Raw genomic sequence first — 26074 nt, forward strand, 5'->3', positions numbered from 1 at the left:
GGGAAAAGTGTCCGCCAATGTGGCAAAAACGCGCTTAGCCAGCAAGGTTGTGGTCGGTGGGGATAATGTGACGGGTTCACAGGATATTATCAGCACTATGGCTGGAGTTTCTGTGCTGAGTGTAGAAAGATGACATGCATGACAAAGATGAAGCGCGATGCCGAATCCCTTCAACCTGCAACCTCTGAGGCAGAGTTGACCGGTACCGCAGCATTCGATGCTGGCACGGGTGACATGCCCGCTTGGGGTGACCTCGTGGCCGAGCACGCCGATGGGGTCTACCGCTTGGCTTATCGCCTGTCTGGCAATCAGCATGACGCCGAGGACCTCACCCAGGAAACCTTCATGCGCGTCTTTCGCTCCTTGGACAAGTATCAAGCCGGAACGTTTGAAGGCTGGTTGCACCGTATTACCACTAACCTCTTTTTGGATATGGTGCGTCACCGTTCCAAGATCCGCATGGAGGCCCTGCCAGAGGATTATGAACGCGTTCCTGGTACGGATATGACCCCGGAGCAGGCTTATTCCGTGGCTAACCTGGATCCAGCTTTGCAGTCCGCGCTCGACGGGCTGGCTCCCGATTTCCGCGTGGCCGTGGTCCTGTGCGATGTCGTTGGGATGAGCTATGACGAGATTGCAGAGACCCTTGGTGTCAAGATGGGTACGGTGCGCTCGCGCATCCACCGCGGCCGTTCCCAGTTACGCGCGGCGCTAGAAAAAGAGGCGCAAACCAATGCGGAAACGCGCATGCTGCTGCGTACGCGCTAAACTTTAGAGAAACTGCATAGTCCCCGCTGCCGGCGGGGACTTTCCGCGTCAATGAAGGCCGAGCAACTAGTGGAGGAGGGATCGATGGACTCGCTGCGGGGACGCCGAACCTTGTCCACGCTGAGCGTGCACGGCGGATTTGATGCCGCCCAAGCCAAGGCTCGCGATAGGGCGAAGGCCAAGGCGCGGCGTAGCGATACCATCGGGCATTTGGGCCCAGAGGCGGTTGTTGCCTTTGTGGACGGTGAGATGGAGCCAAAATTTATGCACCGTGTGCGCATTCACCTGGTGCACTGCGCTGAATGCCGCGCGGATGTGCATCAGCAGCGTCGTGCCTCGGAATGGGTGCGCCACTGTGCGGAGTCCGCAACGGTCAAGGCGCCGCAGTCCTTGCTCGCGAAGCTCGCAGGCATTGCCTCGGAGGAGGTAACCCCGGGGCCCGATGCAGCAACGCCAGCGCACCGGCCCCAGCAGGACTTCTTGGACAAGGTGGAGATGGTGGTTCGCGCAATCAAGCACAATCAGCGCGGCTAAGAGCGAGGGACTAGTATTTAAGCGTGTTTTCTTCCATTGGTTGGCCCGAGATTTTCGTCATTGTGCTCTTGGGTATCATAGTCATCGGCCCAGAACGCATGCCTGAGGTGATTAAGGACGTGCGCGCAGCCATCTATGCGGCGCGGAAGGCCATCAATAATGCCAAGGCGGAGCTCAATGGGGAGATGGGCTCTATTACCTCGGAATTTGATGATATCCGTGGCCCGCTTACCCAAGCCGCGCAGTGGACGCGTCTGGGGCCGAAGGGCGCAATCACCAAGGCGCTTTTTGACGGCGACGAATCCGCCTGGGATGACTTCAATCCCCAGAAGATGGCAGAAGATATTAAGAGCAATACCGCTCCCAAGGAGCCGGAACAGCAGAAACCGCAACAGCGCCCAAGCTTCGACTATTCCCAGGTTTATGCAGAGCAGCCGCAGCAGCCACAGCCGCAGCAGCGCGCCGCAGCTTCGCAACCGCAATCGACGGAGCAGCCCGCGACCGAAAAGAAACCGCCGCGCGGTGGGGAAGAATCCACCGGCGGCGGCATGTGGGAAGATGTAACCTAGGGGCTAGTTCACGCCCAAGTTCAGGTTTTTGCCCACTAGGGAATCGGAGCGGATGGCCAGTTTATCGGCCACCGCCTGGATCTGTTGGGCGGCGGGGGACTCGGGGGCGTCTATAACGATCGGCGTGCCGGCATCGCCACCGCTGCGTAGGGTGGGATCCAGAGGCACCGAAGCCAGCAGTGGAACCTCATGGCCAAGAATGACGCCGAGGCGATCGGCCACAATCTGTCCGCCGCCGGTACCAAAGACATCCATGGTGGAACCATCCGGCATGACCATAGCGCCCATATTCTCAATCACACCGGCCACGCGCTGGCGCGTCTGCTGGGAGATGGACCCGGCACGCTCTGCCACCTCGGCAGCTGCGGCTTGCGGGGTGGTAACGATGAGCAACTCCGCATTAGGAATGAGCTGGGCCACGGATAGGGCGATATCGCCAGTGCCTGGAGGCAGATCCAGCAGGAGAACGTCTAGGTCACCCCAGAAAACGTCGGCCAAGAACTGCTGCAATGCACGGTGGAGCATAGGTCCGCGCCAGACCACAGGGGCGTTGCCTTCGACGAATTGCCCGATGGAGATGTGCTTAATGCCATGGGAAATCGGGGGCAAAAGCATCTCATCATCGAGAACGGTCGGGCCATCGGTGCAGCCCAGCAGATTAGGAACAGAGTGGCCGTAAATATCGGCATCGACGATGCCGACTTTAAGCCCCTTGTGCACCAGCGCTGCGGCGAGATTTACCGTCATCGAGGACTTGCCGACGCCGCCCTTGCCAGAAGCCACCGCAAAGACTCGCGTGGTGGATTCTGGCTTGGCAAACGGGATTTCCGGCTCAGCTTGGCCGCCACGGAGTTTCTTTTTCAGCTCTCGGCGCTGCTCATCACTCATGGCTTCCATCGTCACGGTGACGTTTCCTACGCCCTCAATATCCTCTACTGCTGCGCGAGTATTGGACTCGATGGTGGATTTCATGGGGCAGCCGGCGATGGTGAGGTAAATTTCTACGGCTACATCGTTTCCGGTGACAGAAACTGATTTCACCATGTTGAGCTCGGTGATGGGGCGCCCGATTTCGGGATCTTCAACGCGGGAAAGTGCCTCGCGTACGGCGGATTCAGTAATAGCGCTAGACATAACCCTTGCCATCTTAGTCGGGCCGCAACAGGAGGTAAACACGCCCTCGGTGTAGAATCATCTAGACGCTCGAGCGCCGCCAATCTGAAGGAGAATAGTATCGCCATGCGCAGCTGTGCCCGCCCTGCCCACGCCATTGCTGGCGTGGTGCTCTCTGCCATGCTGCTTACCGGCTGCTCCTCCCAGTTTGATGGAGATCCTTATGCGGATAATGTTAAGCATGCCCCCGTTGGCATCATGGTAGATGCTGGTGAGACCGACCAAGTAGTGCTGGCGGAGATCTTTCGCCAAGAGCTGATCAGACAGGGGCGTGAGGCCTCCCTTGTTAGGGAGGATATTTTCCAAGAGTCTAAGTCCGGTCGCTATTTGAACCCCAATGGTAATTTTTATGTCGGCTGCACGGGGGCTTTTCTCAGCGTTCTCAATCCCGGTGAGGCGCGGGAAGTATCCAAGGACTATAGAAAAGCTCAGCAATCCTCCCAACCAGGCGGCGAGGACTACCTGGCGCGTACTCACATCGCTTTAATGTCTGCACTTCCAGGCGACCTAGCCGCAGTGGAACCATCCAGCGCCACTGGCTGTGAGGACGCGGAGCCAAAGCTCCCCGAGAATTTTGTGGCGCTCTACCAGGATGATCTCTTGGACCGCGAGGAACGTCAATCTATAGCTTCATTGACGAAGTTCATCACGCGAAAAGACATCTCTGAATTGGCGCAAGAGGCAGAGCAAAAAGGCGACGTGGCAAAAGTGGTTCGCACGTGGCTGCACGGCTCCGGCACGAAAATGCTCGATGAGGAAGGCGACTCAGATTCTTCCGGTGGGTCTGATCTCACCGGAGGCTCCAAATAGTTTTTCTTTGGCGGGTAGGCGAAAGTTTCCAGGCGTCGACAACTCGGAAACCACCAAGTCAAGTAAAACCAACGGGCCCGACAGCTCGTGGTTATCTGAACGGCGCCCAAAGCCTTTTAGCTTGACGTGGATGCCAATTCCCGAGCAATTCAGCAGGTCCGATCACCGGGGCTGTTGCGAACGCGGTCGGCCATAGCACAGCAATACCCTCACTCCCTCCCTTCGCGCTCACCGGTAACGCACCTTTCTCGCAGCGGTCACTCCCCGTGAGCGCGAAAGGAGTGAAGTGTGCGCTAAGAACGTGAGAGGCAAGGAGAGTCGAGTCAGAAGAAAGTTCTAGTTGAGAAGCGAGCCGAGTCCGTAGTTCCTGAGGAACGTTGGCCCGCATGAGTAAACCCCAGTGAGGAGTCCTCACTGGGGTTTAAACATTTCGAAGGGCTCTAGATGTCAAAAGCCTCTTCCAGCAGGTTCTTCTGCTCAATCTGGTGCACCTTGGCATTGCCGGTAGCAGTCGAGGACTGGGCACGGCGGGAAACGCGAACCATCTCAGGCATATCTGGGATCAGGGTGCGCAGGTGCTCATTGTAGAACGGCCATGGACCCTGGTTGGCCGGCTCGTCCTGTACGAAGCGAATCTGGGTGGCATTCGGGTAAGCCTCAAATGCCTCGCGCAGGCGGTTGAACGGAATCGGGTGGAGCATCTCCACGCGGACGATGGCGATGTCATCGCGGCCGTCGGCCTCGTGCTTCTTCTCCAGATCCCAGTACAGCTTGCCGGAGACCAGCATGATGGTCTTGACCTTATCGGTATCGCCGACCTTCTTGCCGTCAACGTCAACGTAGTTCGGATCATTGATAACGGACTGGAAGCGCTTGACCTCGGTGAAGTCCTCCACGGCGGAGGTGGCCGCCTTGTTGCGCAGCATGGACTTCGGGGTGAAGACGACCAATGGACGCTTCATTTCACCGAGTGCCTGGCGGCGCAGCAGGTGGAAGTGGTTAGCCGGGGTGGAAGGCTGAGCCACGGTCATCGAGCCCTCAGCGCACAGCTGGAGGTAGCGCTCAATGCGGGCGGAGGAGTGGTCCGGACCCTGGCCCTCGTAGCCGTGCGGCAGCAGGAGTACCAGGCTGGACAGCTGGCCCCACTTGGCCTCACCGGAGGAGATGTACTCATCGATAATGGTCTGGGCACCGTTGGCGAAGTCACCGAACTGCGCCTCCCACGCCACCAAGGCGTCTGGGTTGCCCACGGTGTAGCCGTATTCGAAGCCCATGCCAGCGTACTCGGTCAGCGCGGAGTTGTAGACCATGAACTTGCCACCGTTGCCCTTAGAAGCGGCGACGGAGTTCATCGGGTTGTACTCATTGCCGTTGCGTGGGTCGAATGTAACGGCGTGGCGCTGGGTGAAGGTACCGCGGCGGGAATCTTCACCAGCCAGGCGGACGACCTTGCCCTCGCCGGCCAGGGAACCGAAGGCGATGAGTTCGCCCCAGCCCCAGTCGATGCCGCCCTCACGAGAGGACTTCTCGCGATCCTTGGCTACCTTGCCCACGCGCTTGTGGTACTCGAAATCCTCTGGTGGGTTGCCATAGGCGGCACCCAGCTCGGCGAGTTCCTCGGCGGTGATGGAGGTATCCAGGCCGCGGGTGAGCTCCTGGGAGGAGGTGATGCCAGTCTGCTCCTTCGGGCGAGCCTTGCCAGCTTCCTTGTGCTCGGCAAAGACGGACTCCATCTGGTCATGGAAGTCGCGTGCGGCTGCTTCGGCGTCTTCGGCGGAGAGGTCACCACGGCCGATGAGGTCGTTAGTGTAGTGCTCGCGCACTGCCTTGTGCTCGTCGATGACAGAGTAAAGCTCTGGCTGGGTCATGGATGGGTCATCGGCCTCATTGTGACCGCGCAGGCGGTAGACCATGAGGTCGATGAAGACATCCTTGCCAAACTGGCGGCGGTACTCGGCAGCCATCTGGCCCACCCAGACAACTGCCTCTGGGTCGTCGCCGTTGACGTGGAAGACCGGGCAGTCGAAGCCCTTGGCCAAATCGGTGGCGTAGTGGGTGGAACGGCCGGAATCCGGGGTAGTGGTGAAGCCCACCTGGTTATTAACCACGATGTGGACGGTGCCGCCGTTGGTGTATCCGCGCAGCTGAGACAGGTTGATGGTCTCCTGGACAATGCCCAGGCCGGTGAAGGATGCATCGCCGTGGAGCATGACCGGAACAACGGTGTGGCCCTCTGGGCCCTTGTCCAAAATGTCCTGCTTAGCGCGCGCGATGCCTTCCATGACCGGGTCCACGGCCTCGAGGTGGGACGGGTTGGCAGCAAGGGTGACCTTGATTTCGCCATCGCCGAACATCTGGAGGTGGTGGCCCTCAGAACCCAAGTGGTACTTAACGTCACCGGAGCCGCCGAGCTGGCCGCCCTTGTAGTTGCCGTCGAACTCGTCGAAGATATCGGCCAGCGGCTTACCCACGATATTGAAGAGAACGTTCAGGCGGCCGCGGTGCGGCATACCGATGACTACCTCGTCCAGATCCTGGCCGGCGGCGGTATCAATGATGGAATCCAGCAGCGGAATGAGGGTCTCAGCGCCCTCGAGGGAGAAGCGCTTCTGGCCCACATACTTGGTCTGCAGGAAGTTCTCGAATGCCTCGGCGGCATTGACCTTCTGCAGGATGTACTTTTGCTCCGCATTGGTGGGCTTCGGCATTCCCGCCTCGAGGCGGTCCTGCAACCAGCCGCGCTCATCGCGGTCCAGGATGTGGGTGTACTCGGAGCCGACCTTCAAGGTATAGGCGGAGCGCAGGCGAGACAGCACCTCGCGCAGAGTCATCTGTTCCTTGCCACCAAAGCCACCGACGTTGAAGGTGCGGTCCAGATCCCAAATGGTCAGGCCGTGGGTCGCGATGTCTAGGTCGCGGTGATCCGGGTTAGGCAGGCCGGGCTGTACCCAACCCAGCGGATTGGTATCGGCCAGCAGGTGGCCGCGGGAGCGGTAGGACTCGATGAGCTGCATGACGCGGGTGTTCTTGTCCACGCCGGAGTTCGGCACGTCCTGTGCCCAACGGAATGGCTCATAAGGCACGCCCATGGAGGAGAAGAGGTCATCCCAGAACGCGCCGTCGACAAGCAGCTGGCCAATGGTGCGCAAGAATTCGCCGGACTCTGCACCCTGGATAACGCGGTGGTCATAGGTGGAGGTCAAGGTAACCAGGCGGCCTACGCCTAGGTCAGCCAAGCGATCTGCGGAAGCACCGGCGAACTCGGCCGGGTAATCCATAGAGCCCACGCCGATGATGGAGCCTGCGCCCTTAGTCAGGCGGGCGATGGAGTGGCGGGTGCCGATGCCGCCTGGGTTGGTGAGGTTAATGGTCACACCAGAGAAGTCATCCATGGTGAGCTTGTTCTTACGGGAACGGGTAACAATGTCCTCATATGCCGCAACAAACTCGGAGAAGGACTTGGTCTCGCACTCCTTGATGGCGGCAACGACCAGCGCGCGGGAGCCATCCTTCTGCGGGAGGTCAATGGCTAGGCCCAGGTTGATGTGCTCGGGCTGGATGACATAAGGCTTGCCATCCTTGAGCTCGTAGCGCACGTTCATATCTGGGTGCAGCTGCACGGCCTTGACCATGGCGTAGCCGATGATGTGGGTAAAGGAGATCTTGCCACCGCGGGTGCGCTTGAGGTGGTCATTGATCATGGAACGGTTTTCCCACATGAGCTTGACCGGCATATCGCGCACGGTGGTAGCGGTAGGAATTTCCAGGGATTCTTCCATGTTCTTAGCAATTGCCTTGAACATTCCCTTGAGCTGGCGCTCTTCGCCGCCCTTGTAGTCCGCAATATGGTCCAGCGGGGATTCAGACTTCTTCACGGACTGCTGTGCCTTAGCGGACTTCTCCTGTGCCTTGGACACGGACTTATCCACGTTGGTTTCGCGGACCTCCTGCTTGCGGGCGGTAGTAGTACCCTCAGTCTTCTTCGCGGCTGGCTTAGACGGCTTCGCGGCCTCCTTGGCTGGGGCCTTAGACTTAGGCGCGCCGTTTGCCTCGAAGTAGTCGCGCCACTCCTTATCTACGGAGCTCGGGTCCTTGGAGTACTGCTGGAACTGCTCGTCTATCAGCCACGCATTGGGGCCGAAGATATTCGATGTGCTCACGGCAGGTATTCGCCTCATTTCTCTGCTTTAAAATGGTCGTTTATTCGACTTTAGTGCGGCCTTTGTACGAGCGCATACGTCACCCGCCAAAGAGTCTGCCTACATGATACGGGGCATACCCCTAAACTCACTATGTTAGGGGTATCAATAGCCCCACTTTCCGGTTTCTAGCTACCCCTAGCCTTAGGTAAGGGGGGAAAGCTGCTCGCCGGCGTGCTCGATGACCTGCTTGGCCAGCTTGCGATTGGCGGTGGTGCCTAATACCGCGCCAATGCCCATGGGCATCAGCTTGCTTACCCAGGCCCATTTGAGGCGTTTGGTGACTTGCTTGGTAAAAAGCTTGGTCAGGCGGCCGTTGATGCCAGATAGAGTGGGGCCGGAGAATCGGGACAGGCTAGCGGCCGAGCGCATACCGGCAACGCTATTGAGGTCCCCGACAAACGTATCGACCAAAGCGGACCCCTTCGAGCCGGTGAGCACGACGAGTACAAGGGCGCGGCGGCGCTCGGGGGACTTGATGTCATCGCCACGCAGGTAGGCAGAAGCCAAGATGTACCAAGCCGCGGCCTCTAAGAAAACCACGGACTCGCCAGCGATGGTGGCAGCGCCGGTCACCAAACCAACACCCGGGATGGCGGCGGACGCACCTGCGGCCGCACCGGTACCGGAGGTGATATTAAGGAAGTGCTTGTCAATGAGCTCCTGCAACTTCTGTGGGCTTGCGCCCTTATTGCGCTTTTTCAGGCTCTCGACATACTTGATGATGACGCCAGATTGTATCGATACCGCGCGGTCCAAAGAGTTGAGCAGGGCAGAGGTAAAGCGGTTGCTGTCCTCCGGATCGATGTCATAGGTATCGACGGTATCCACCTCGGTGGAGTTGTCCTTTTTATCTTTAGTGAATAAACCCATGTGTCCTTCTCTTTCGCTAAAACTTATCCGTGCCCAGCATAGTAAAGGCTGTATTAATGTGCCGCCGCGCCGCAATCAGATCGCCCTGGGCGTGCAGGCCACCTAAGCTAGTGGACATGGTTAGGCCGCACGAGAATTACCGCGATTCCGGGGATGTCTTCCCGGAGGAGTCCTCCGCGGCGGCGCGACTGAAGGCGGAGCAGGCGCACGAACGTGCCCGCCGCGCCTACGAGGAAGCTCAAAACGCCCTGGCAGATGAGCTTACGGTGCGCACCACCTCTGGTTGGGTGCGCGGTGTTATTGAAGAGGATCTGCGCCCCGATCGCCCCATTAGCGCCGGGCCGGTGTTGACGTGGCGCGGTATCCCGTTTGGAGATACCACCGCTGGGGACAACCGCTTCCGCGCCCCGCAGCCCGCGCCGGCGTGGGAGGGCGTCCGCGATTGCAGTCAGTTCGGCCCGCCGGCCCCGCAGCCCACGTATTCCTGGACCGACCGCATTATTGGATCTGAGGATTGCCTGCACCTAGATATTGTGCGCCCACGCACCGAAAAGAAGCTTCCTGTGGTGGTCTATTTACACGGCGGCAGCTTCATTATGGGTTCGTCTCATATGCTCATGCTTCGTGGTTTCGAGCTAGCCACCCGCATGGACGTGGTCTACGTATCCATCAATTTCCGCCTTAACTCTTTGGGTTATTTGGACCTGCGCAGCCTAGGCGGCGACTGCAGTGCCAACCCGGCGGTGGCTGACCAGATCTTGGCATTGCAGTGGGTGCGCGAAAATATCGCTGCCTTTGGCGGTGACCCTGACTCTGTCACCCTCATGGGCGAGTCTGCCGGCGGTGCGGCCGTATTGACCTTGATGACGAGCCCGCCAGCGGAAGGCCTATTCCATCGCGCCATCGCCCAGTCCCCGCCGATCGCCATGATTCACTCCCGGGCTCAATCCACCTTGTGGGCGCGCGAGCTGGTTCACCGGTTGGCCTTGCCGCGCCGCACCTCGGTAGAGGATTTGCGGCAGGAAAATTTTGCTGATTTGGTGCGCTCCGGCCAGTCCATGATGTGGCGGGCTGGCGAGCTCATTCACCTTAATTCTTGCTATGCGCCCACGGTGGATGAGGAGCTTATTCCAGAACACCCCATTGCCGCCTTTGAAAACGGCCACCAGCATCAAGTTCCGCTGCTCATCGGTACGAACTCGGATGAGGCTAGCTTTGGCAAATTCCTCTTCCAGCGCCAAAGCTCCCGTGAGCGCGCCGCCCTGCGCCTATTGGCCTCCTTCGATCCCCAGCATGCCCCTGAGGTGGTTGCCGCTTATGACGGCGCAGTGGCCCGCGAGGACTTTGCGCACCTGCTTGCCGACGCCCTCTTTTGGGCACCCTCCACCCGCATCGCCGCCGCCCACGCGCAGGTGGCACCGACGTGGATGTACCGCTTTGACTTCGCCTCTGCCGTACTTAAGTGGCTGGGCCTAGGCGCCATGCACTCGATGGAGCTGGGCAACGTCTTTGGTGACCCACATTCTTCGCGCGCGTCCTTCCTTACTAATTGGGGCTCGCGCGCGGAGATGGAAGAACTTACCGCCACCATGCAGCAGCATTGGTCCGCCTTTATCCACGGTGGCCGTCCGAAGATGAGCTGGCCGCGCTACGGGCTCAAGCAGCGGGCCACCATGATCTTTGATGCCGAAGCCTATATTGAAAACGCCCCGCACGAGCTCAAGCGGCAAGCGTGGGAGGGATACCACATGTTGGAGTGGGGAAGTGGGCGCCCAGAGCTGGTGAAATCTTTGGGCTTCCAACCATACGGGTGGGAATAGCGGTAGACTCCACAGTGACCGCGGGCGGCGGCTTGCCTACCGTGGGGACCTCTGCTTCCGAAGGATGGATTTTAAACCACCATGAGCTTTTTCGAAGATATTGCTTCTGCATTGGATGCCGAGGGCATCGAGTCCCGCGTCAATGATGACGTCATGTTCGTTCCAATCACCTCTGATCTGGAAATCCAATTTATTGAAATCGATCCGCTCCTCCCCGCGGCAAATGTCTATATCGCTGCGGCAGACGTTGATGAAGACGATGAGGAATTTGAGGCAGTCTTGGTCTCCGTCGCCTTCTCGGTAGATGACGCTGTGGAGGCGGTTTCTCGCCACATCGCTACCGACCAAGTGGTCACCGTCCTGCGCGACCTGCTGGAGGGCACCGATGAACGCATTGCGGAATTAGAATTTTCCCAAGATGAGCTCAACCCGCACCTTGTCGTGGCTGAAGTGGCCAATGACTCGGAGCTGCGTGTGCTTGTGGAAACCATTGACGGTGTCCCTTCTGCCATCGTCCGCTTCCTCGCTTTCGACTTCGACGAAGACGATCTAGATGACATGGAAGATGAGGCCGTCACCCTCGCCTGGGAAGTTGATGAAGAGGATGAGGATCTCGATGAGGCCGACCGCCTCGCCCTCTTTGATAACGCCGACTTTGATGATGTCCCCATCGTGGAGGTTCCTGCCGAGGCCCTCGAGCTTGGTACCTATACCGATTTCGATCGCCTCTTCGACGTCCTAGGTCTTGTCTCTGAGCAAGCTTTGGACTGGGAAGCGCAGCTCGTATCCTTCGATGATGAAGACTATGAAGAACCGGACGTCTACGACATCTTCGGTGAGGATGACGGGGACGAAGAGGAGGACTACTTCGACACCGATGATGCCGACGTGGACGATGAATCCGAGGCCGAAGCAGCTGAAGATAAGTAAACCCTAACTCCCATAGCCCAGCTCACCGCCTTCTTGCGGTGGGGCTGGGCCTTTCTCATTTTCAAAGCATCATTGCAGGTAGGGCTATAGATTATATATTCCTTATTGTCTTGCTACTTTCGCGCGCCGCCAACTAGGCTTTAGAAGGTTCCCGGCCTGTGGTGGGAGTTTCGCCCCAGGCCAAGCCTTGTGAGGAGTGGAAAACCATGGCATTGAACCGCGATACTACGTGGCGATACGTCCTTGTCGTTGTCGCCGTAGCACTCTCGCTCGCCGCGTGGTTTTGCACCGTCCTTGGTGTGTACTCCACGGTGACCGTGACTTTTGAATCTTATCTGACCGCCAGCGTCTGGGTGCTCCTCTTGCTGGCCGCGGTGCTGTTGTACACCTCGCAGTACGGGTTGGTACCCAATTGCATCCTCTTGTATCCCATCTTCGGTGCCTCGGTAAATTTGCTGTTGGGCTCGTTGACGGTGCGCTCGCTGGTCCCATTGTTCTTCGATGCCGTGGGTAACTCCATCGTGGCAATCATCGCCGGTCCTGTGCTGGGCATGGCCACGGGCTTGACCACCACGGTGTTGGGAGGAGTGTACTTTGCCTATGATCTCGCCTTTGCTCCTGTGGGCATCTTTATCGGCGCCGCCGTGGGTTTGATGGCCCGCCGCGGGGTATTTAATAGGCTCTCGTCGATCATTTTTTCCGGCCTCGGTATGGGCATCGGCTCCGGCGTGATGAGCGTATATGTCCTGATCTTTTCGTTCAGCGGGCGTCCACGCCAGGAACCGCAAAACCTTACCAAGTTCTATGAGCTGATCTTTCAAGATGAGCGCCTGGCCATCATCCTGCAAGGCCTTACCTCTGACATCTTGGACAAGGTCTTTACCGTTCTCATCGCCTGCTTGGTTTTGCGTTTTATGCCCAAGGCAATCGCTCGACACTACACGGTGACCTTTAACCGCGAAGTATTGAAAAAGATCCTGCACGCGCCTGACCCGCATGCAGCACCGGATGTGCCGGGGCAGCAGACAAAACAGCCCGCGACCGCTTAGGCGGCTTGGGTCAAGCCGACGAATAGCGACTCGGGGGAGCGGACGGGTTGAAAAGAGCTATCCACGAGCCATACATAGGTGGCATTGGGGCCGCGAGAGACCTCGTGGACAGCATCAACCATCTCCGCCGGCACAAGCGTGCGTACCCAGCCTTCGGCCACGGCAGGTTCCACCGTTTGGCCAAAGTTCTCGGTTATGCGGATGGTGATGAGGTATGCGGGAATGCGGTCTTGCCCAAAGCCGCGCACTCGGGCCTTTACGCGTGAACCCACGCGGTGGCGGGTAATGCTCATGCAGTAGTCTCCGCCCGGTCCACCCGCGGCCGTCGGCAGCTGCTTGAGTGGTGGGCGCCAGGTGGGAGTAGGGCGGGCCAGGGAACGTGGGTGGTGCAGGATAGCGGTAATGGACTCGATGGTGTCGTATTCGTGGTAGAGCAAGTCTGCGGCAATCTCGCTGGCGGAACGTGGCAGGAACATCGGGGTGGACTGGGGAAGGTTCTTTTGTGCTTTGTACATGGCCATCACCTTAGGGTCCCGTGCGGACACAAGCCTGCATTATTAGAACGCACGTGCGACGGGCGATCGAAAATGGCTTTCCCGTAACTGAAGGATTAGAGTTGCAGCCGATATGATGAATACGCAGAGTGGGGAAATAAACCCAGAACAAAAACCGCACATTCCACGCGAGATCTGGGTTATGGTCACCGCCGCATTCATCATCGCGTTGGGATATGGTCTCATCGCTCCGCTCTTGCCGCAGTTTGTGGTGAGCTTCGATGTCTCCATGGCCGCCGCGGGCCTGGTGGTCTCCATCTTCGCCGCCTCCCGCCTCCTTTTCGCGCCGATGTCTGGCTCCTTGGTGGATCGCGTCGGCTCACGCCGTGTTTACCTCATCGGGCTCATGACAGTCGCGGTAACCACAGGACTCGTTTCCATTGCCCAAAGCTACTGGCATATCGTGGCCCTGCGTGCGCTTGCCGGCATTGGTTCAACCATGTTCACGGTCTCGGCCATGGGGCTAATTGTGCGCATGTCTCCGCCGTCGATTCGCGGCAAGTGTTCTGCCACCTATGCCACAGCCTTCCTGCTAGGTAATGTTGCTGGCCCGGTTCTTGGCGCCAGCCTGTCCTTCCTGGGCTTTCGTTGGCCATTTTTCATCTACGGCGTGGGCGTCGCGCTCGCCGCATTCGTTGTCTGGTGGCAAATGCCCCGCGTCAACCACAAACAGGCCAATAAGGATAAATTGCCGCCCATGCGCCTGCAGGAAGCCTGGGGCGATACCGCCTACCGCGCGGTGCTGACCTCCAACTTTGCCCATAGCTGGATCAATATGGGCGTGCGAGTTTCCGTGCTGCCTCTTTTTGCCGCCTCTATCTTCCACAATGGCGCCGCGGCATCCGGCCTTGCGCTAGCAGTCTTCGCTGCTGGGAACGCCATCGTCTTGCAATTTTCGGGCAGGTGGTCCGATATCCACGGCCGCAAGCCACTTATCCTTATCGGCCTAGTCGGCTCCGCCATTTTCATGGTGCTCATGGGCATGGCTACCAGCGTGTGGTTCCTCCTGCTCGTGTCCGCCTTCGCCGGTGCATCGTCCGGGCTCATTAACCCCTCCCAGCAGGCCGCGGTGGGAGACATCGTGGGCAATGAGCGCTCCGGCGGTAAAGTGCTATCCACCTTCCAGATGGCCGGAGACTTCGGCCAAATCTTAGGCCCCATGCTCATTGGCCTGCTTGCCGACGCCTCCGGATTCCCCCTCGCCTTCACCGTTTGCGGCGCTATCGCCTTCATTGGCATCATTGCCTGGGCATTCGGCCGCGATCCGCACGCTGAGGTAGGGAATAAGCCGAAGCGGGTGCCGCAGGAGAACTAAGCATTTGGAGTTGGGCTAGAAAAGTTCAGCCAATTGGGAGACGCATAGATAAACGAAGGCGACGGAGATAATCGCCATCAAGGTGTTGACGAACCAACCATTTCTCCATTTCTTTGGCGTGTGTCTGGTATTCAGCAATACCAGGAGGGTCAGGCCTAAAAAGGGCATGAAAAGTGAGCCGAGGACTCCATAAGCGATGATGAGCCCAGTTGGCTTTCCAAGGAGAAGCAACAACATTGGTGGAAAGGTTAGCCAGATGAGATAAGCGCGGTAATACTTTCCACCGGTACTTGTCCTCGGATCGCCTTGCGGAATCTTTTTGAGGTGGCCAATATAGTCGGCGAACATGAGGGACACGCCGTTCCAAACACCAAGGCAAGAGGAGAATGCGGCAGAGAAAAATCCGATGATGAACATTTTGGAGATGAAGGTTCCGTAGCGGTCCTCAAGTACATCCGCCATATCAACGAGGCCCTGATCGTTATCGGATACGGCGACGTTGGCGCTGTAAAGAAGCTCGGCGCCCAGCACGAGTGTAGCCAGAACGAAGATTCCGGTGACTGCGTAAGCTACCGCATTGTCCATACGCATAACCTTCATCCATTTCGGCGTGTACCATTCCTTTTCCCGCAGCCAGTAGCCGTAGGCAGCTAGAGTAATAGTCCCGCCCACTCCGCCAGCGATGGATAGTACATAGACAAAGGATCCATCCGGAATTTGTGGCACTAAGCCACCGATGATTTCGGGAAGGTTAGGGGCAGTAATGGCGGCGATGCCGACTACAGTGACAAACATAATCCCGACCAAGATGGCTGAAAGTTTTTCAAAAAGCTGATATTGGCCAAGCCAAGTCAGGACAAAACAGGAAATGCCGGTGATAATTGCCCACATTTCGAGACTGGTGTTCGGGAAAAGAGCGCTGAGGGCCAGTCCAGTGCCGGACATCGCGGCGGCGCCGTATACGAGTCCCCAGATAACGATATAAGGGGCAAAGTACCAAGCAGTCCAACGCCCTAGCTCACGCCAACCATGGAACATCGTGTTTCCGGTGGCAAGGCTATACCGTCCGACACCTTCGACCAATACAATCTTCATAATCGTACCGATGATGACCGCCCAAAGGAGCGCGTAGCCATAGCGCTGACCGGCGATCATGGTGGCCACTAGGTCGGCCGCACCGACGCCTGTCGCTGCAGCCACTAATCCTGGACCGACTAAAGTCCATTTCACTCTGGCTTGGTCTGTCGTTGCGGCGTCGTGCCTGCTGCCTGCAGGACGGGCAGAATTTGATTCGTGGGTATGACTCATGGCGCCCTCTCAATTAGTTGTGTTGCTAATCACTATAGGGAGGGTGGTGCTTTTCTATCAGGAAAACGCAGATTTCAATTTTCGATCGGCCGTCTATGCCACCGTTCTTCCCGCAGCGTAGAGTGCCTTGGGCATTGCTCGCTGGAGCTTCCATTCGAATTGGATCGGCTTTTCCCCATGGTGTGACACATAATCCACAGCGCCTAAATAGGTATAAGCGCTCGCTGTACCGACTTCGTTCTTCTTATTAAAGCGCGAGGCTATGAGAATCTTGCCATCACGATTCTGATGGCCGATGTAGCGTTTAGCCGCTTTCGACTTCAGCGTCGTTGTTGATTGAGATTCCCAGTGCAATAGATCGGGTGAAATTGGATAGTCTCGGTAATTCGTAGAGGCACTTACCTGTTCATCTTTTTGAAACGTCACCAAGAACAGGTCCGTATTGATATCCGGGAAGTGTTTCACGCCCTCGCGGGGAAGGTTTACAAGTTGTTCAAGGCTCCCAGTCTCCAAAGCACCAATTAGTTCGGCCAATGAATAATCCGCGTGCGTTTCCAACACAGAAGTCTCGCTATGCTGCGGAATGATTCGAGAAGAGTCACTGCACAGTTGCATAACCTGTTGCAATTCCCAAGCGACCTGCGGGTGCTGGCGCAAAATTGACAGAGCCTTGTCATAGGAACCGGGATGCGGAGAATTTGAGTTCGCCCAGAACCCGAGGACGAGCATTCGGGTGAAGGCTTGATCGGATTGAGCCATGTCAGCGTAGCGGAGATCTGGGGTGGAAAGGATGCGCAGATAGGCGTCGACTCGGTGCGGATCGTTGACGTGCAGGAAAACCCGAATCCGATTGAGCAGAAATGTTTCAGTCTCATTGGCGTTCTGCTGAATAAGGCCTTCTTCACGAAGAAGCCGCGTCCACGAATATTTTGAGGGGCGGTAGATATCTTCTAGCTGGAGATTTGATTCCTCAAGGAACTCTTTAAGATCTGTAGTTCCAATTTCAGAAAGTAATGCACGTACTTTGCGTAGTGAATTTCGTGAGATCTTCTTGACATTGCGAAGAACCTGCTCGGTTGTCGTTTGGTCTAGCTGAATATGTGACCCCGGCGGAGTTGTGGGAAATCCCTGTTCAATTTCTTCGGTCAAGCGCTTGCCCCGTTTCCGAGTTAGGGCATGGAACTTGCGCTCGAAATCAAAATCCGCATGCTGTTGGCCAATGAAATCGAAAATGACACAGGAGTCTTTACCTGGAGATAGACGGAGACCGCGACCCAGTTGTTGCAAAAAGACCACGGGGCTTTGCGTCGGGCGGAGCAAAAGTAGGGTGTTAACAGCAGGAATGTCTACGCCCTCGTTAAATATATCTACAGAAAACAGAACTTTGACCTCACCCGTCTCCAGATCTCTAATGGCCTGGGCCCGCTCGGCGGCGGAGAGTTCGTTCGTTACAGCGCGCGCTGGGATTCCAAATTGTTGGAATTGCGTTGCCATATATTTTGCGTGAGCGATAGTGACGCAAAAACCGATGGCTTTCATCTCTGAGAGATCGAAAATGCGCCGGTTCAGCTCGTTAATAATGAAGCGGGTGCGCTTTTCTCCTGCTTTGATGTAGAACTCGGAGAGCTCTCTGGAGTTATAGTCTTTCTTGCCTCGGATCCAGGTCAACGAAGAAAGGTCCGTCCCATCAGCGATCCCGTAGTAATGCATGGGAACTAACAGCTGCAAACGCAAAGCATCCCACAATCGCAGTTCATGGGCAACGCGATAGTCAAAGTACTTCTGAACGTTTTCGCCATCACCACGTTCCGGCGTAGCTGTTAAGCCTAAGAGCTCTCGTGGTTGGAAGTGGCCTAAAAGCGCGTTATAGGTGGGAGCTTGTGCGTGATGAAACTCGTCGATTATTACGACATCAAAGCGTTTGGGATCTAGCTGTTCTAGACGGGAAGCACGTAGGGATTGCACGCTGGCAAAGACAAAATCCCAACGGTGCGGCTCGGCGCCGTCGACAAGCAGCTCGCCAAAGTCTGCGTCTTTGAGAACTTCTCGGAATGTCCGTCGGGCTTGGTGAAGAATTTCCTTCCGGTGAGCCACGAAGAGCAATCGGGGACGTCGCTTCCATTGTTCGCAAAGATTTCGATAATCTAGTGCAGCAACTACGGTCTTTCCAGTTCCTGTTGCAGCTACCAGAAGGTTTCGATGTCGATCCTTTATCTCCCGCTCTGACCGCAAAGCCTCGAGCATCTCTTCTTGGTATGGGTAAGGCGTTACCTCTAGGCCAGAAAGCTCCAATTGGCGAAGTGCTCCGGACGATTCACCGCCTTTGGCTATGCGTAGAGACCGCTCGAGACGCTCCATGTCACTATTTGGGACGAAGGTTTTAAAGTGGCTGTCGTGCCAGTAACTATCGAAAGTCTTGATGAACTTATCAATCACTTCCGGTGTTGCGGTGTTAGAGCCGCGGACATTCCATTCCCAACCATCGACAAGAGCGGACCTTGACAGGTTAGAACTACCAATAAATGCAGTGTCGAAACCGGATTTTCGTCGGAACAGCCAAGCTTTGGCATGAAGGCGAGTGGATTTGTGTTCATAGCAAATTTTCACGTCTGCCTGATACTTCTCGACCAATCGCTTGAGCGCGGCTGCGTCAGACGCACCGCAGTACGTAGAAGTAAGAAGACGGAATGGGATTTTGTTATCGCGAAGATACTCCAGCTGTCTATCGAGGACGCTAATGCCGGAATTCTTGATGAAAGCGCACAGCAGGTCTACCGAATCGGCCGTTTTAATTTCTCTTTCGATCTCGCTGGTTAAACTAGATTCTCCCCGGGCATTGGTAAATAGTGCGCTCTTGGTGAGTGAAACGTCAGGAAGGAGGGGAGGATCCGCTAATCCGGAGTTGTACACAGCATAGAGGAGCTCCTCGGAATCGATTCCTTCATCATCGCCCAGCAGAAGCGCAATGGTGTTGATGAGGGCAACGCGGTCCTCGGGCGACTTCAAACTACGGAGACGGTGTTCTAAGAGTGAGCCGATGTGTTGAGAAACCGCCGAAGTATAGCGGCCCTGAGCTTCCTGATCGGAGCTTCGCCCGATACCGAATCCTGCAGCAGGATGTTGGTTTAACGTTTCCTCCATTCGTTCGCGAATACGGGTCGTAATGGGGGTTTCGTATACACCGAAAGGTAGGGAAGAGTCGGGACTGATGCTCATAATGACCAAATTCTAAAGGCTGGGCATCCTAAATTGGCATAAGAGAGCATTAGTGACTAAATGTTCTCCCGCTGGTGTTGCGTTTAGCGGAGGATATCCGCCGAATGCTGGCGAAAGGACACTATGAAAGAAAGGAACTTTCGTTCCTTAGATGTGATTAGAAGCTAATGCTTCTACCGCTGGAATATCAGCGGGAGCCCAGTTCAAACTGGCGGCCTCTGCGGGGGTAACCCACTTCGTTTCGTCGTGGTCGGTCAGGCGGAGGTCGCCGTCGACAAGCGTGCAATAGAAAGTCGTTAGCTCAATGGTCGCGAATTCGTACTCGTAAGTTGTTGTCGCGAGCTTCGCTCCCACCTCGGCTTTGAGGTTAAGCTCTTCGTGTATCTCCCGAGCTAGAGCTTGCTGAGGCGTTTCACCAGGCTCAATCTTTCCACCTGGAAATTCCCAGTGGCCTTCTAATGGCTTGCCCGGTTTCTTTCGGCAGGCGAGGAAGCGCTGGCCGTCATGGAAAACGGCGCCGACGACGCGAATGGGTTTAGACATGACTCTATTGTGCCTTGGATCTTGAAAACGTCTAGACAGTGAGCTGTTACTTAGATAACATGTCCCCAATGTTCGCGTAAGGCTGTCACGCGGGCTTGATTTTGTAGGCAAGCTTGAGGAGACGGTTTTACTGTGACTTCTACCGAATCGGTTTACTCCTCCATCCAGAGCCATGACGGGGAAATCCCGCAGCCTGGGGGACGGTGGAAACTCTTTTTATATAGCGCGATTGGCGCGTTCGTATTCTTCCTGCCGGTGACGTATCAGGATAAGCGCTCCATTCCTTTGGACCACATGGTCACGATAGTGCGTGAGGGGATTCCGGCGGCAGTGCCGTGGATTATCTTTGCTCTAGCCGTCTATGGAACGGTGCGCAGTTTTACTACCGGCGCCTTTAAAGAGAGCGCGCTTCAGGCAGTCTTCGCGGTGCTCAATATTGTGGGCGCGGTGGTTTCGTTCCTGATGGTCATCGACGCGCTGCCGTGGGTGCTCGGTGACGAGGACCTGGTGCCATTTTTGTGGAACTCCATTGCCACTCCAGTAGGCCTCATCGTGCCGATTGGCGGTGCGTTCCTCGCGTTTCTCATTGGCTTTGGTTTGCTGGAATTTGTCGGCGTGCTCATGCAGCCCATCATGCGGCCACTGTGGAAGACTCCGGGGCGCTCAGCAATTGACGCGGTGGCCTCGTTTGTAGGCTCGTATTCACTGGGAATCTTGGTCACAGACCGCGTCTATCAAAAGGGCGGCTATACCGGGCGCGAGGCAGCGATTATTGCCACAGGCTTTTCGACGGTCTCTGCGGCCTTCATGGTCATCGTGGCCAAGCAGCTTGACCTGATGAAGGTCTGGGGCACCTACTTCATTGTCACGCTCATCGTGACCTTTGTGGTTACCGCCATTACCGTGCGCATTCCGCCGCTGCGCACCATTCCGGACGAGTATTTTGCGGATGCGCACCCAGATCCGGAAAAGCCGGTAGAAGGCTCGCGCATCAAAAACGCGTGGCGCGAGGCGATGCTGGCGCTACAACGCGCACCATCGTTGTGGGAGTCCATCTGGGAGAACTTGCGCGATGGCGTCCGCATGGCGGCGGCCATTGTGCCTTCCATTATGTCGGTGGGTCTCATTGGCCTGTTGCTGGCGCGCTTTACACCCATCTTTGAGTGGATTGGTTACCTGTTCTACCCATTCGCGTGGGTAGTGCAGCTGCCGGAGCCGGTACAAGCCGGCAAAGGTGCGGCCATGGGAATTGCGGAGATGTTCCTGCCCGCCACCGCAGTGGCAGGCAGCGACAGCATGGTGCTCAAGTTCGTCATCGGCGTGGTGGCAGTTTCTGCCATTATTTTCTTCTCCGCGCTGGTGCCCTGCATCCTGGCTACCAAGATTCCGGTGAAGCTGAGCCACCTGGTCATCATTTGGTTTGAGCGCGTGGCGCTGACCATTCTTATCGCCACGCCGATTGCTCACCTGCTGTTTTGATTTAAGAGCTAGGCCTCGATGTGGGCCGTGACGATGTCATCGATAAGCCGCGCCGCCGCTTTGGCGGTGCGGTTATCTATGTCAAAGGTGGGATTGAGCTCGACGACGTCCACCAGGGCCAGCTTGCCCGTTCGTGCAATAGCTACGGCCATGGCGCGGATGCGTTCATAGGAAACGCCGAGGGAGGCTGGGGCGGATACGCCCGGCGCGGTAGAAGCCGGTAGGACATCGAGGTCGATGGACAAGTGGACCTTGTCCTTGCCCTCGGTAGCCTTGGCGGCTAGCTCAGCGCACTCGGCTGGGGTGAGATTGACTAGTTCCTCGTCCAGGGTGATGGCGACGTTCAGGCTCTCTGCCTCGTCGAAAAGCACAGCGGTGTTGTTGGGGCGGGAGATTCCCAACACGGTGTAGTCGAAGTCGTCGGAAAGCTCCGAAATCTGCTTGAACGGGGTGCCGGAGGTGGCTTGGTTCGCGCGGCGCAGATCGAAGTGAGCATCCAGGTTGATGATCTTGGTGGCGCCTACCGCGCGGTAGAGGCCGCGGTGCGAGCCGAAGGCGGTCTCGTGACCGCCGCCCAAAATGATGGGGAGGGTGCCGGCTTCGACGAGTTCCTGCACTTTATCGGAGAGCGCGTCGTGGGAGCCGTCGAGGTCGTCGGCCTGGGTGGTGATCGTGCCGGCGTCGGCAAGCGCATGCTCATGGTGCACCGCCAAGGAGCCAAGCGCGGAACGCAGCGCGGCTGGGCCTGCGGCTGCACCCTGGCGGCCGCCGTTGCGCAGCACGCCCTCATCGGAGGCAAACCCCAGGAGGGTTACTGGGGCGGGGGAGTCGGTGGATTGATTGATAACGCTATGCCAGCGCGCGTGCTCTGGTCCCGGGCCATCGGAGCGGCCGGACCATTCTGGGGCGGGGGTGAAAAGTTCAGCTTTTTCAGTGTTCATGGTTTCGATGTTAGGCGGAAACGACGAGTTCTTCTGGCTCTTCGGTGGGTTCATCCTCATGTGTTACCTCGTGCCGGTTGGTGAGGAAATAAACCGCCGTCATAATGGCGATGAAGGCCACACCCACAACGAGGGAAATGCGGTATTCCTCTTGCCAGACCATGATGCCGAAGGTCATGAGGATAAATGCGATGGACAGGTACTGCCCATAGGGCCAGAAGGGAACTTTGTATTTGAGGTTCGCGACGTCTTGTGTGCTCATTCCGCGCCGGGAGTACAGGTGAGCCAGCAGAATCATGAGCCATACAAACACGGTGGCGAAGGTAGCTAGCGAGGCGATGACCTCGAAGATATTTTCCGGCAGGAGGGCATTGAGTATGGTGCCAATGATCATGGTGGCGATGAGGATGATGGTGGTCATTACGGGTACGCCACGCACTACCTTGGACATGAACTTAGGGGCGTGCTTTTGGTGGGCAAGGCCAGTGATGACGCGTCCTGCACCGAAGAGGTCGGCGTTGATGGCCGATAAAGCTGCGGTAATGACCACGAAGTTGAGCAAACCTGCGGCCCAGGAAACGCCAAGGGTATTAAAGATTTGGACGAAGGGGGACTGCTCGCCGGTAATCTCGCGCCATGGCGTGATCATGAGAATGACGGCGATGGCAAGGACATAGAAAAGCAGGATGCGCATGGGCACCGTATTGATTGCTTTGGGTACGGATTTTTCTGGGTGCTGGGCGGCGCTGCCGGCAACACCGATGATTTCGGTGCCGCCAAAGGCAAAGAGAACGAGGATGAAAGAAGCGATCATGCCCGTGGGTCCGTTGGGGAAGAAGCCGCCGTCGTTGACAAGGTTGACGGGGCCGGTGGTGTGGGCATCAGAAAGCCCAAAGGCCAATACTGCAAGGCCCCCGGCAATCATGGCGAGTACGGCGCCGACCTTGATGATGGTAAAGGCAAATTCCAGTTCACCGAAGGCCTTGACGGTGGCGAGGTTTGCGCCGCCCACGATGAGCAAAGTGGCCGCTACCCAAACCCACTGCGAGACGTCTGGGAACCAAAAGCGCATATACACGCCGATGGCGGTGAGGTCCGCCAGCGCTACGATCACCATCTCAAAGGCGAACATCCAGCCGGTGATGTATCCGGCCCATCCGCCCATGAACATGCGGGCGTAGCCGGCGAAGGAGCCGGTGATGGGGTGGCGCACGGCCATTTCACCTAGGGCGCGGAGCATGAAATACACCACCGCGCCGGCGAGGAGATAGACGACGAGGACAGAGGGGCCAGCGGCTTGGATGGCACCGGCTGAACCATAAAACAGTCCGGTGCCGATCGCGGATCCGAGGGCGATGAAGTGCAGGTGCCTGTGTTTAAGGCCGTGTTGGGACATGGCATCTCCTAGCGTATGAAAAGTTTCATGTAGTCTAAGTCTCTATTTGTTCAAGGTGTGTCGTGGAACATATTTATTTCTCTGGAATTTCAGACTTGGTGCCGTGTGCTGCACTGATAAGCGCCACAGTGGTGCTTAAAATTGCCCTCCGTGAGCACCAACAGAGTCCCAGCGGCGCGTCATGCGATGGAGATCCTCAGGCTTTTGTCCACCATCGACGTCCCTATATCCGCCGCCCGCATCCAAGGTGAGCTCAACCTGCCACGCTCGTCTACATACCACCTGCTGGCGGAGATGGTTGATGCTGGTTTTGTAGCCCATTTGCCGGAGCACAAGACGTATGGACTGGGCCTGGCGGCGTATTCCATGGCTTCGGCCTATGTAACGCAGCAGCCCTTGGTGCGCATGGCCACTCGGGACTTGGAACAGTGTGCGGCGCTGGTGGGTGGATCGGGGCACCTGTCGCGTATGGCCGGCTCGGAAATCTTGTATTTGCAAGAGGTGCGTGCGGCGGGTGCTACCTCCTTGGTCACTGAGGTGGGTGTGCGCCTGCAGGCACATAGGACGGCGTCTGGGCGCGTGATGCTGGCGCATTTGCCTGATGCGGAGGTGCGCGCCGCCTTTGATACCGCAGGAGGTAGCGGCTTTGCTGCATTGAAAAAGCGCTTGAGTTTGGTGGCTGCACGCGGGTGGGATCAAGAGATCGAAGAGATTACTCGCGGTCAGGCCTCTGTAGCGGCGCCCATCCTGGATCACTTGGACCGTCCTGCAGCGGCGGTGGCGGTGACGTATCCGGTTGGGACGCCGGATGTGAAGGTGGACGCCGCCATTCGGGCCTTGCTAGAGGTATCGGACAAGGTCGCGGCTAAAATGTACCGCAATCGCAAAAAGTGAGGTAGCATACATTCATCGCGTTAGGCTGTCGCGCGACACATCACAATTGTTGATCCCTTATTTAGAGGAGTATTTGCCATGCCTAACGCCTACCCAACCACCGTGACCGTAAACGTCGGCGCGCTGAGCATCGAGGATGTTGTTGCCGTTGCCCGCTATGGCGCGCAGGTGGAGATTGCGCCTGCAGCCCTAGAAGAGGTGGCTGCTACCCGCGAGCGCGTGGAAGAACTAGCACAAGATCCCACCCCGGTCTATGGCATTTCCACCGGCTTTGGCGCGCTCGCTCGCCGCCATATCCCAGAGGAGATGCGCGCCCAGCTGCAGCTTTCCCTGGTGCGTTCGCACGCTGCGGGTACCGGCCCGGAAGTGGAAGAAGAAGTCATCCGCGCACTGATGCTGCTGCGCCTGTCCACCTTGTGCACTGGCCGCACCGGCGTGCGCCCCGTAGTGGTGGAAACGTATGCCAAGGCCCTTAACGCCGGCATTGTGCCGGTGGTGCGCGAGTATGGCTCGCTGGGCTGTTCCGGCGATTTGGCGCCGCTTGCTCACTGTGCGCTGGCCTTGTTGGGAGAGGGCGAGGTGCGCGTGAACGGCGAGCTGCAGGATGCGGGCGAAGCCTTGGCCGCAGCTGGCATCGAGCCGCTGCAGCTGCGCGAGAAGGAAGGCCTAGCGCTTATCAACGGCACCGATGGCATGCTGGGACAGCTCTGCTTGGCCATCACTGACCTGCGCGCGGCCGCAAAGACCGCCGATATTGCCACCGCCATGACCGTGGAAGGCCTGCTGGGTACCCTCGTGGTCTTCGCGGATGACCTGCAGCAGCTGCGGCCGCATCCGGGCCAGGCCGATGCTGCGGCTAATATCCTTCAGGTGGCCGAAGGCTCTGAGATCTTGGAGGCCGCGCTGGAGGAGTTTAAGAAGAACCAAGTGCAGGATGCCTACTCCGTGCGCTGCGCCCCTCAGGTAGCTGGCGGATTCCGCGATACGTTGACCCACACCGCCCAGGTGGCCGAGCGCGAGCTGGCTGCCGCGGTGGACAACCCGGTGGTGGCCAAGGATGGCCGCGTGGTCTCTAACGGCAACTTCCACGGCGCGCCGGTGGCCTATGCGCTTGACTTCCTGGCAATTGTCACCGCGGACTTGGCCTCCATTTCTGAGCGTCGCACCGACCGCTTCCTGGACCCGGCGCGCAACCGGGGGCTGAACGCCTTTCTTGCCGACGACCCCGGTGTTGACTCCGGCCACATGATCGCCCAGTACGCCCAAGCCGGCATCGTGAGCGAAATGAAGCGCCTAGCCAACCCCTCTTCGGCCGATTCCATTCCTTCTTCGGCCATGCAGGAAGACCATGTATCCATGGGCTGGTCCGCCGCCCGCAAGCTACGCAAGGCCGTCGATGGCCTGCAGCGCGTGCTTGCCGTAGAAATCCTCACCGCCGCCCGCGCTATCGACATGCGCGAGGGTACCCCAGCCAAGGGAACCGGCGCGGTCATCGCCAAGCTGCGCGAGACCGTCAAGGGTCCAGGTGTGGACCGCTACCTATCGCCGGAAATCGAGGAGACCGTGCGCCTGGTTAAGGAGGGCGCGCTTGTTGAAGCCGTCGAGAACGCTACTGGAAAGCTGCGTGATTAATATGGCGACCATTTCTTGGCACCCACAATCTGAGCCCAACCCCTTGCCGTTTTCCCCTTTTAAAGCGAGCA

General features: G+C 57.6%; 20 protein-coding genes. 11 read left to right on the forward strand and 9 right to left on the reverse strand.

Annotated features, from left to right (window positions below; genetic code table 11):
- The first annotated feature begins 138 nt into the window (after positions 1-138).
- From sigE to WMP97_RS05090, 3 genes are all read left to right on the forward strand, one after another.
- Positions 139-768 carry an RNA polymerase sigma factor SigE gene (gene sigE, locus WMP97_RS05080; protein WP_034656442.1) on the forward strand — a complete coding sequence of 210 codons (630 nt, stop codon included), beginning with the start codon at positions 139-141 and terminating at the stop codon, positions 766-768.
- 84 nt (positions 769-852) lie between these two features.
- Positions 853-1302, forward strand: coding sequence for an anti-sigma factor family protein (locus tag WMP97_RS05085; RefSeq protein ID WP_239206839.1), 450 nt, complete (start codon positions 853-855; stop codon positions 1300-1302).
- A 23-nt stretch (positions 1303-1325) separates the two neighbouring features.
- The gene (locus WMP97_RS05090) at positions 1326-1871 is read left to right on the forward strand and encodes a twin-arginine translocase TatA/TatE family subunit (protein ID WP_340439947.1); all 546 of its coding nucleotides are present in this window, start codon (positions 1326-1328) and stop codon (positions 1869-1871) included.
- Positions 1872-1874: 3 nt separating this feature from the next.
- On the opposite strand, the gene WMP97_RS05095 is transcribed toward WMP97_RS05090, so the two are convergent.
- Positions 1875-3005, reverse strand: coding sequence for an Mrp/NBP35 family ATP-binding protein (locus WMP97_RS05095; protein WP_340439948.1), 1131 nt, complete (start codon positions 3003-3005; stop codon positions 1875-1877).
- 105 nt (positions 3006-3110) lie between these two features.
- On the opposite strand from WMP97_RS05095, the gene WMP97_RS05100 reads away from it, so the two are divergent.
- Positions 3111-3854, forward strand: a complete 744-nt coding sequence (locus WMP97_RS05100) for a hypothetical protein (RefSeq protein WP_340439949.1) — start codon at positions 3111-3113, stop codon at positions 3852-3854.
- Positions 3855-4294: 440 nt separating this feature from the next.
- On the opposite strand, the gene WMP97_RS05105 is transcribed toward WMP97_RS05100, so the two are convergent.
- Both WMP97_RS05105 and WMP97_RS05110 read right to left on the reverse strand, forming a co-directional pair.
- The gene (locus WMP97_RS05105) at positions 4295-8014 is read right to left on the reverse strand and encodes a multifunctional oxoglutarate decarboxylase/oxoglutarate dehydrogenase thiamine pyrophosphate-binding subunit/dihydrolipoyllysine-residue succinyltransferase subunit (protein WP_436406962.1); all 3720 of its coding nucleotides are present in this window, start codon (positions 8012-8014) and stop codon (positions 4295-4297) included.
- 183 nt (positions 8015-8197) lie between these two features.
- Positions 8198-8926: a hypothetical protein gene (locus WMP97_RS05110; RefSeq protein WP_023021824.1), complete on the reverse strand. Its 729-nt coding sequence runs from the start codon at positions 8924-8926 to the stop codon at positions 8198-8200.
- A 116-nt stretch (positions 8927-9042) separates the two neighbouring features.
- Between WMP97_RS05110 and WMP97_RS05115 the strand changes: the two genes are divergently transcribed.
- The 3 genes from WMP97_RS05115 (at position 9043) to WMP97_RS05125 (ending at position 12725) form a co-directional block, all read left to right on the forward strand.
- Positions 9043-10746: a carboxylesterase/lipase family protein gene (locus WMP97_RS05115; protein WP_340439950.1), complete on the forward strand. Its 1704-nt coding sequence runs from the start codon at positions 9043-9045 to the stop codon at positions 10744-10746.
- Between the two features lie 81 nt (positions 10747-10827).
- Positions 10828-11676 (forward strand): hypothetical protein, encoded by an 849-nt coding sequence (locus tag WMP97_RS05120; RefSeq protein WP_023021822.1) that lies wholly within the window; start codon positions 10828-10830, stop codon positions 11674-11676.
- Positions 11677-11882: 206 nt separating this feature from the next.
- Entirely contained in the window at positions 11883-12725 is an 843-nt protein-coding gene (locus tag WMP97_RS05125; RefSeq protein ID WP_340439951.1) for a hypothetical protein, read from the forward strand.
- On the opposite strand, the gene WMP97_RS05130 is transcribed toward WMP97_RS05125, so the two are convergent.
- Positions 12722-13240: a hypothetical protein gene (locus WMP97_RS05130; protein WP_340439952.1), complete on the reverse strand. Its 519-nt coding sequence runs from the start codon at positions 13238-13240 to the stop codon at positions 12722-12724. The two genes, WMP97_RS05125 and WMP97_RS05130, sit on opposite strands and share 4 nt — an antisense overlap.
- Before the next feature lie 112 nt (positions 13241-13352).
- Here WMP97_RS05130 and WMP97_RS05135 point away from each other — a divergent pair, with 112 nt between their 5' ends.
- Entirely contained in the window at positions 13353-14594 is a 1242-nt protein-coding gene (locus WMP97_RS05135; RefSeq protein ID WP_340439953.1) for an MFS transporter, read from the forward strand.
- A 15-nt stretch (positions 14595-14609) separates the two neighbouring features.
- Here the strand turns inward: WMP97_RS05135 and WMP97_RS05140 are convergent, their stop codons facing one another.
- The 3 genes from WMP97_RS05140 to WMP97_RS05150 all read right to left on the reverse strand — a co-directional run bounded on the left by WMP97_RS05140 (position 14610) and on the right by WMP97_RS05150 (position 19661).
- Positions 14610-15794: an Nramp family divalent metal transporter gene (locus WMP97_RS05140; protein WP_340439954.1), complete on the reverse strand. Its 1185-nt coding sequence runs from the start codon at positions 15792-15794 to the stop codon at positions 14610-14612.
- A 201-nt stretch (positions 15795-15995) separates the two neighbouring features.
- Complete coding sequence (locus WMP97_RS05145; RefSeq protein ID WP_340439955.1) at positions 15996-19118, reverse strand: DUF3427 domain-containing protein; 3123 nt, start codon at positions 19116-19118, stop codon at positions 15996-15998.
- A gap of 147 nt (positions 19119-19265) precedes the next feature.
- Positions 19266-19661 carry a (deoxy)nucleoside triphosphate pyrophosphohydrolase gene (locus WMP97_RS05150; RefSeq protein WP_248098971.1) on the reverse strand — a complete coding sequence of 132 codons (396 nt, stop codon included), beginning with the start codon at positions 19659-19661 and terminating at the stop codon, positions 19266-19268.
- Positions 19662-19793: 132 nt separating this feature from the next.
- On the opposite strand from WMP97_RS05150, the gene WMP97_RS05155 reads away from it, so the two are divergent.
- Positions 19794-21140, forward strand: coding sequence for a YjiH family protein (locus WMP97_RS05155; RefSeq protein ID WP_340439956.1), 1347 nt, complete (start codon positions 19794-19796; stop codon positions 21138-21140).
- An 8-nt stretch (positions 21141-21148) separates the two neighbouring features.
- Here WMP97_RS05155 and hutG read toward each other — a convergent pair whose 3' ends face one another.
- Both hutG and WMP97_RS05165 read right to left on the reverse strand, forming a co-directional pair.
- Positions 21149-22081, reverse strand: coding sequence for a formimidoylglutamase (gene hutG, locus WMP97_RS05160; RefSeq protein ID WP_340439957.1), 933 nt, complete (start codon positions 22079-22081; stop codon positions 21149-21151).
- Between the two features lie 10 nt (positions 22082-22091).
- On the reverse strand, positions 22092-23477 hold the full coding sequence (locus tag WMP97_RS05165; protein WP_340439958.1) for an amino acid permease: 1386 nt from the start codon (positions 23475-23477) through the stop codon (positions 22092-22094).
- Between the two features lie 186 nt (positions 23478-23663).
- On the opposite strand from WMP97_RS05165, the gene WMP97_RS05170 reads away from it, so the two are divergent.
- Together WMP97_RS05170 and hutH are read left to right on the forward strand one after the other, a co-directional pair.
- Entirely contained in the window at positions 23664-24371 is a 708-nt protein-coding gene (locus tag WMP97_RS05170) for an IclR family transcriptional regulator (protein WP_340440043.1), read from the forward strand.
- Positions 24372-24449: 78 nt separating this feature from the next.
- On the forward strand, positions 24450-26003 hold the full coding sequence (gene hutH, locus WMP97_RS05175; RefSeq protein ID WP_340439959.1) for a histidine ammonia-lyase: 1554 nt from the start codon (positions 24450-24452) through the stop codon (positions 26001-26003).
- Positions 26004-26074 lie beyond the last annotated feature (71 nt).

This window comes from Corynebacterium sp. KPL4072, from assembly GCF_037908395.1.
GTDB lineage: Bacteria > Actinomycetota > Actinomycetes > Mycobacteriales > Mycobacteriaceae > Corynebacterium > Corynebacterium kefirresidentii.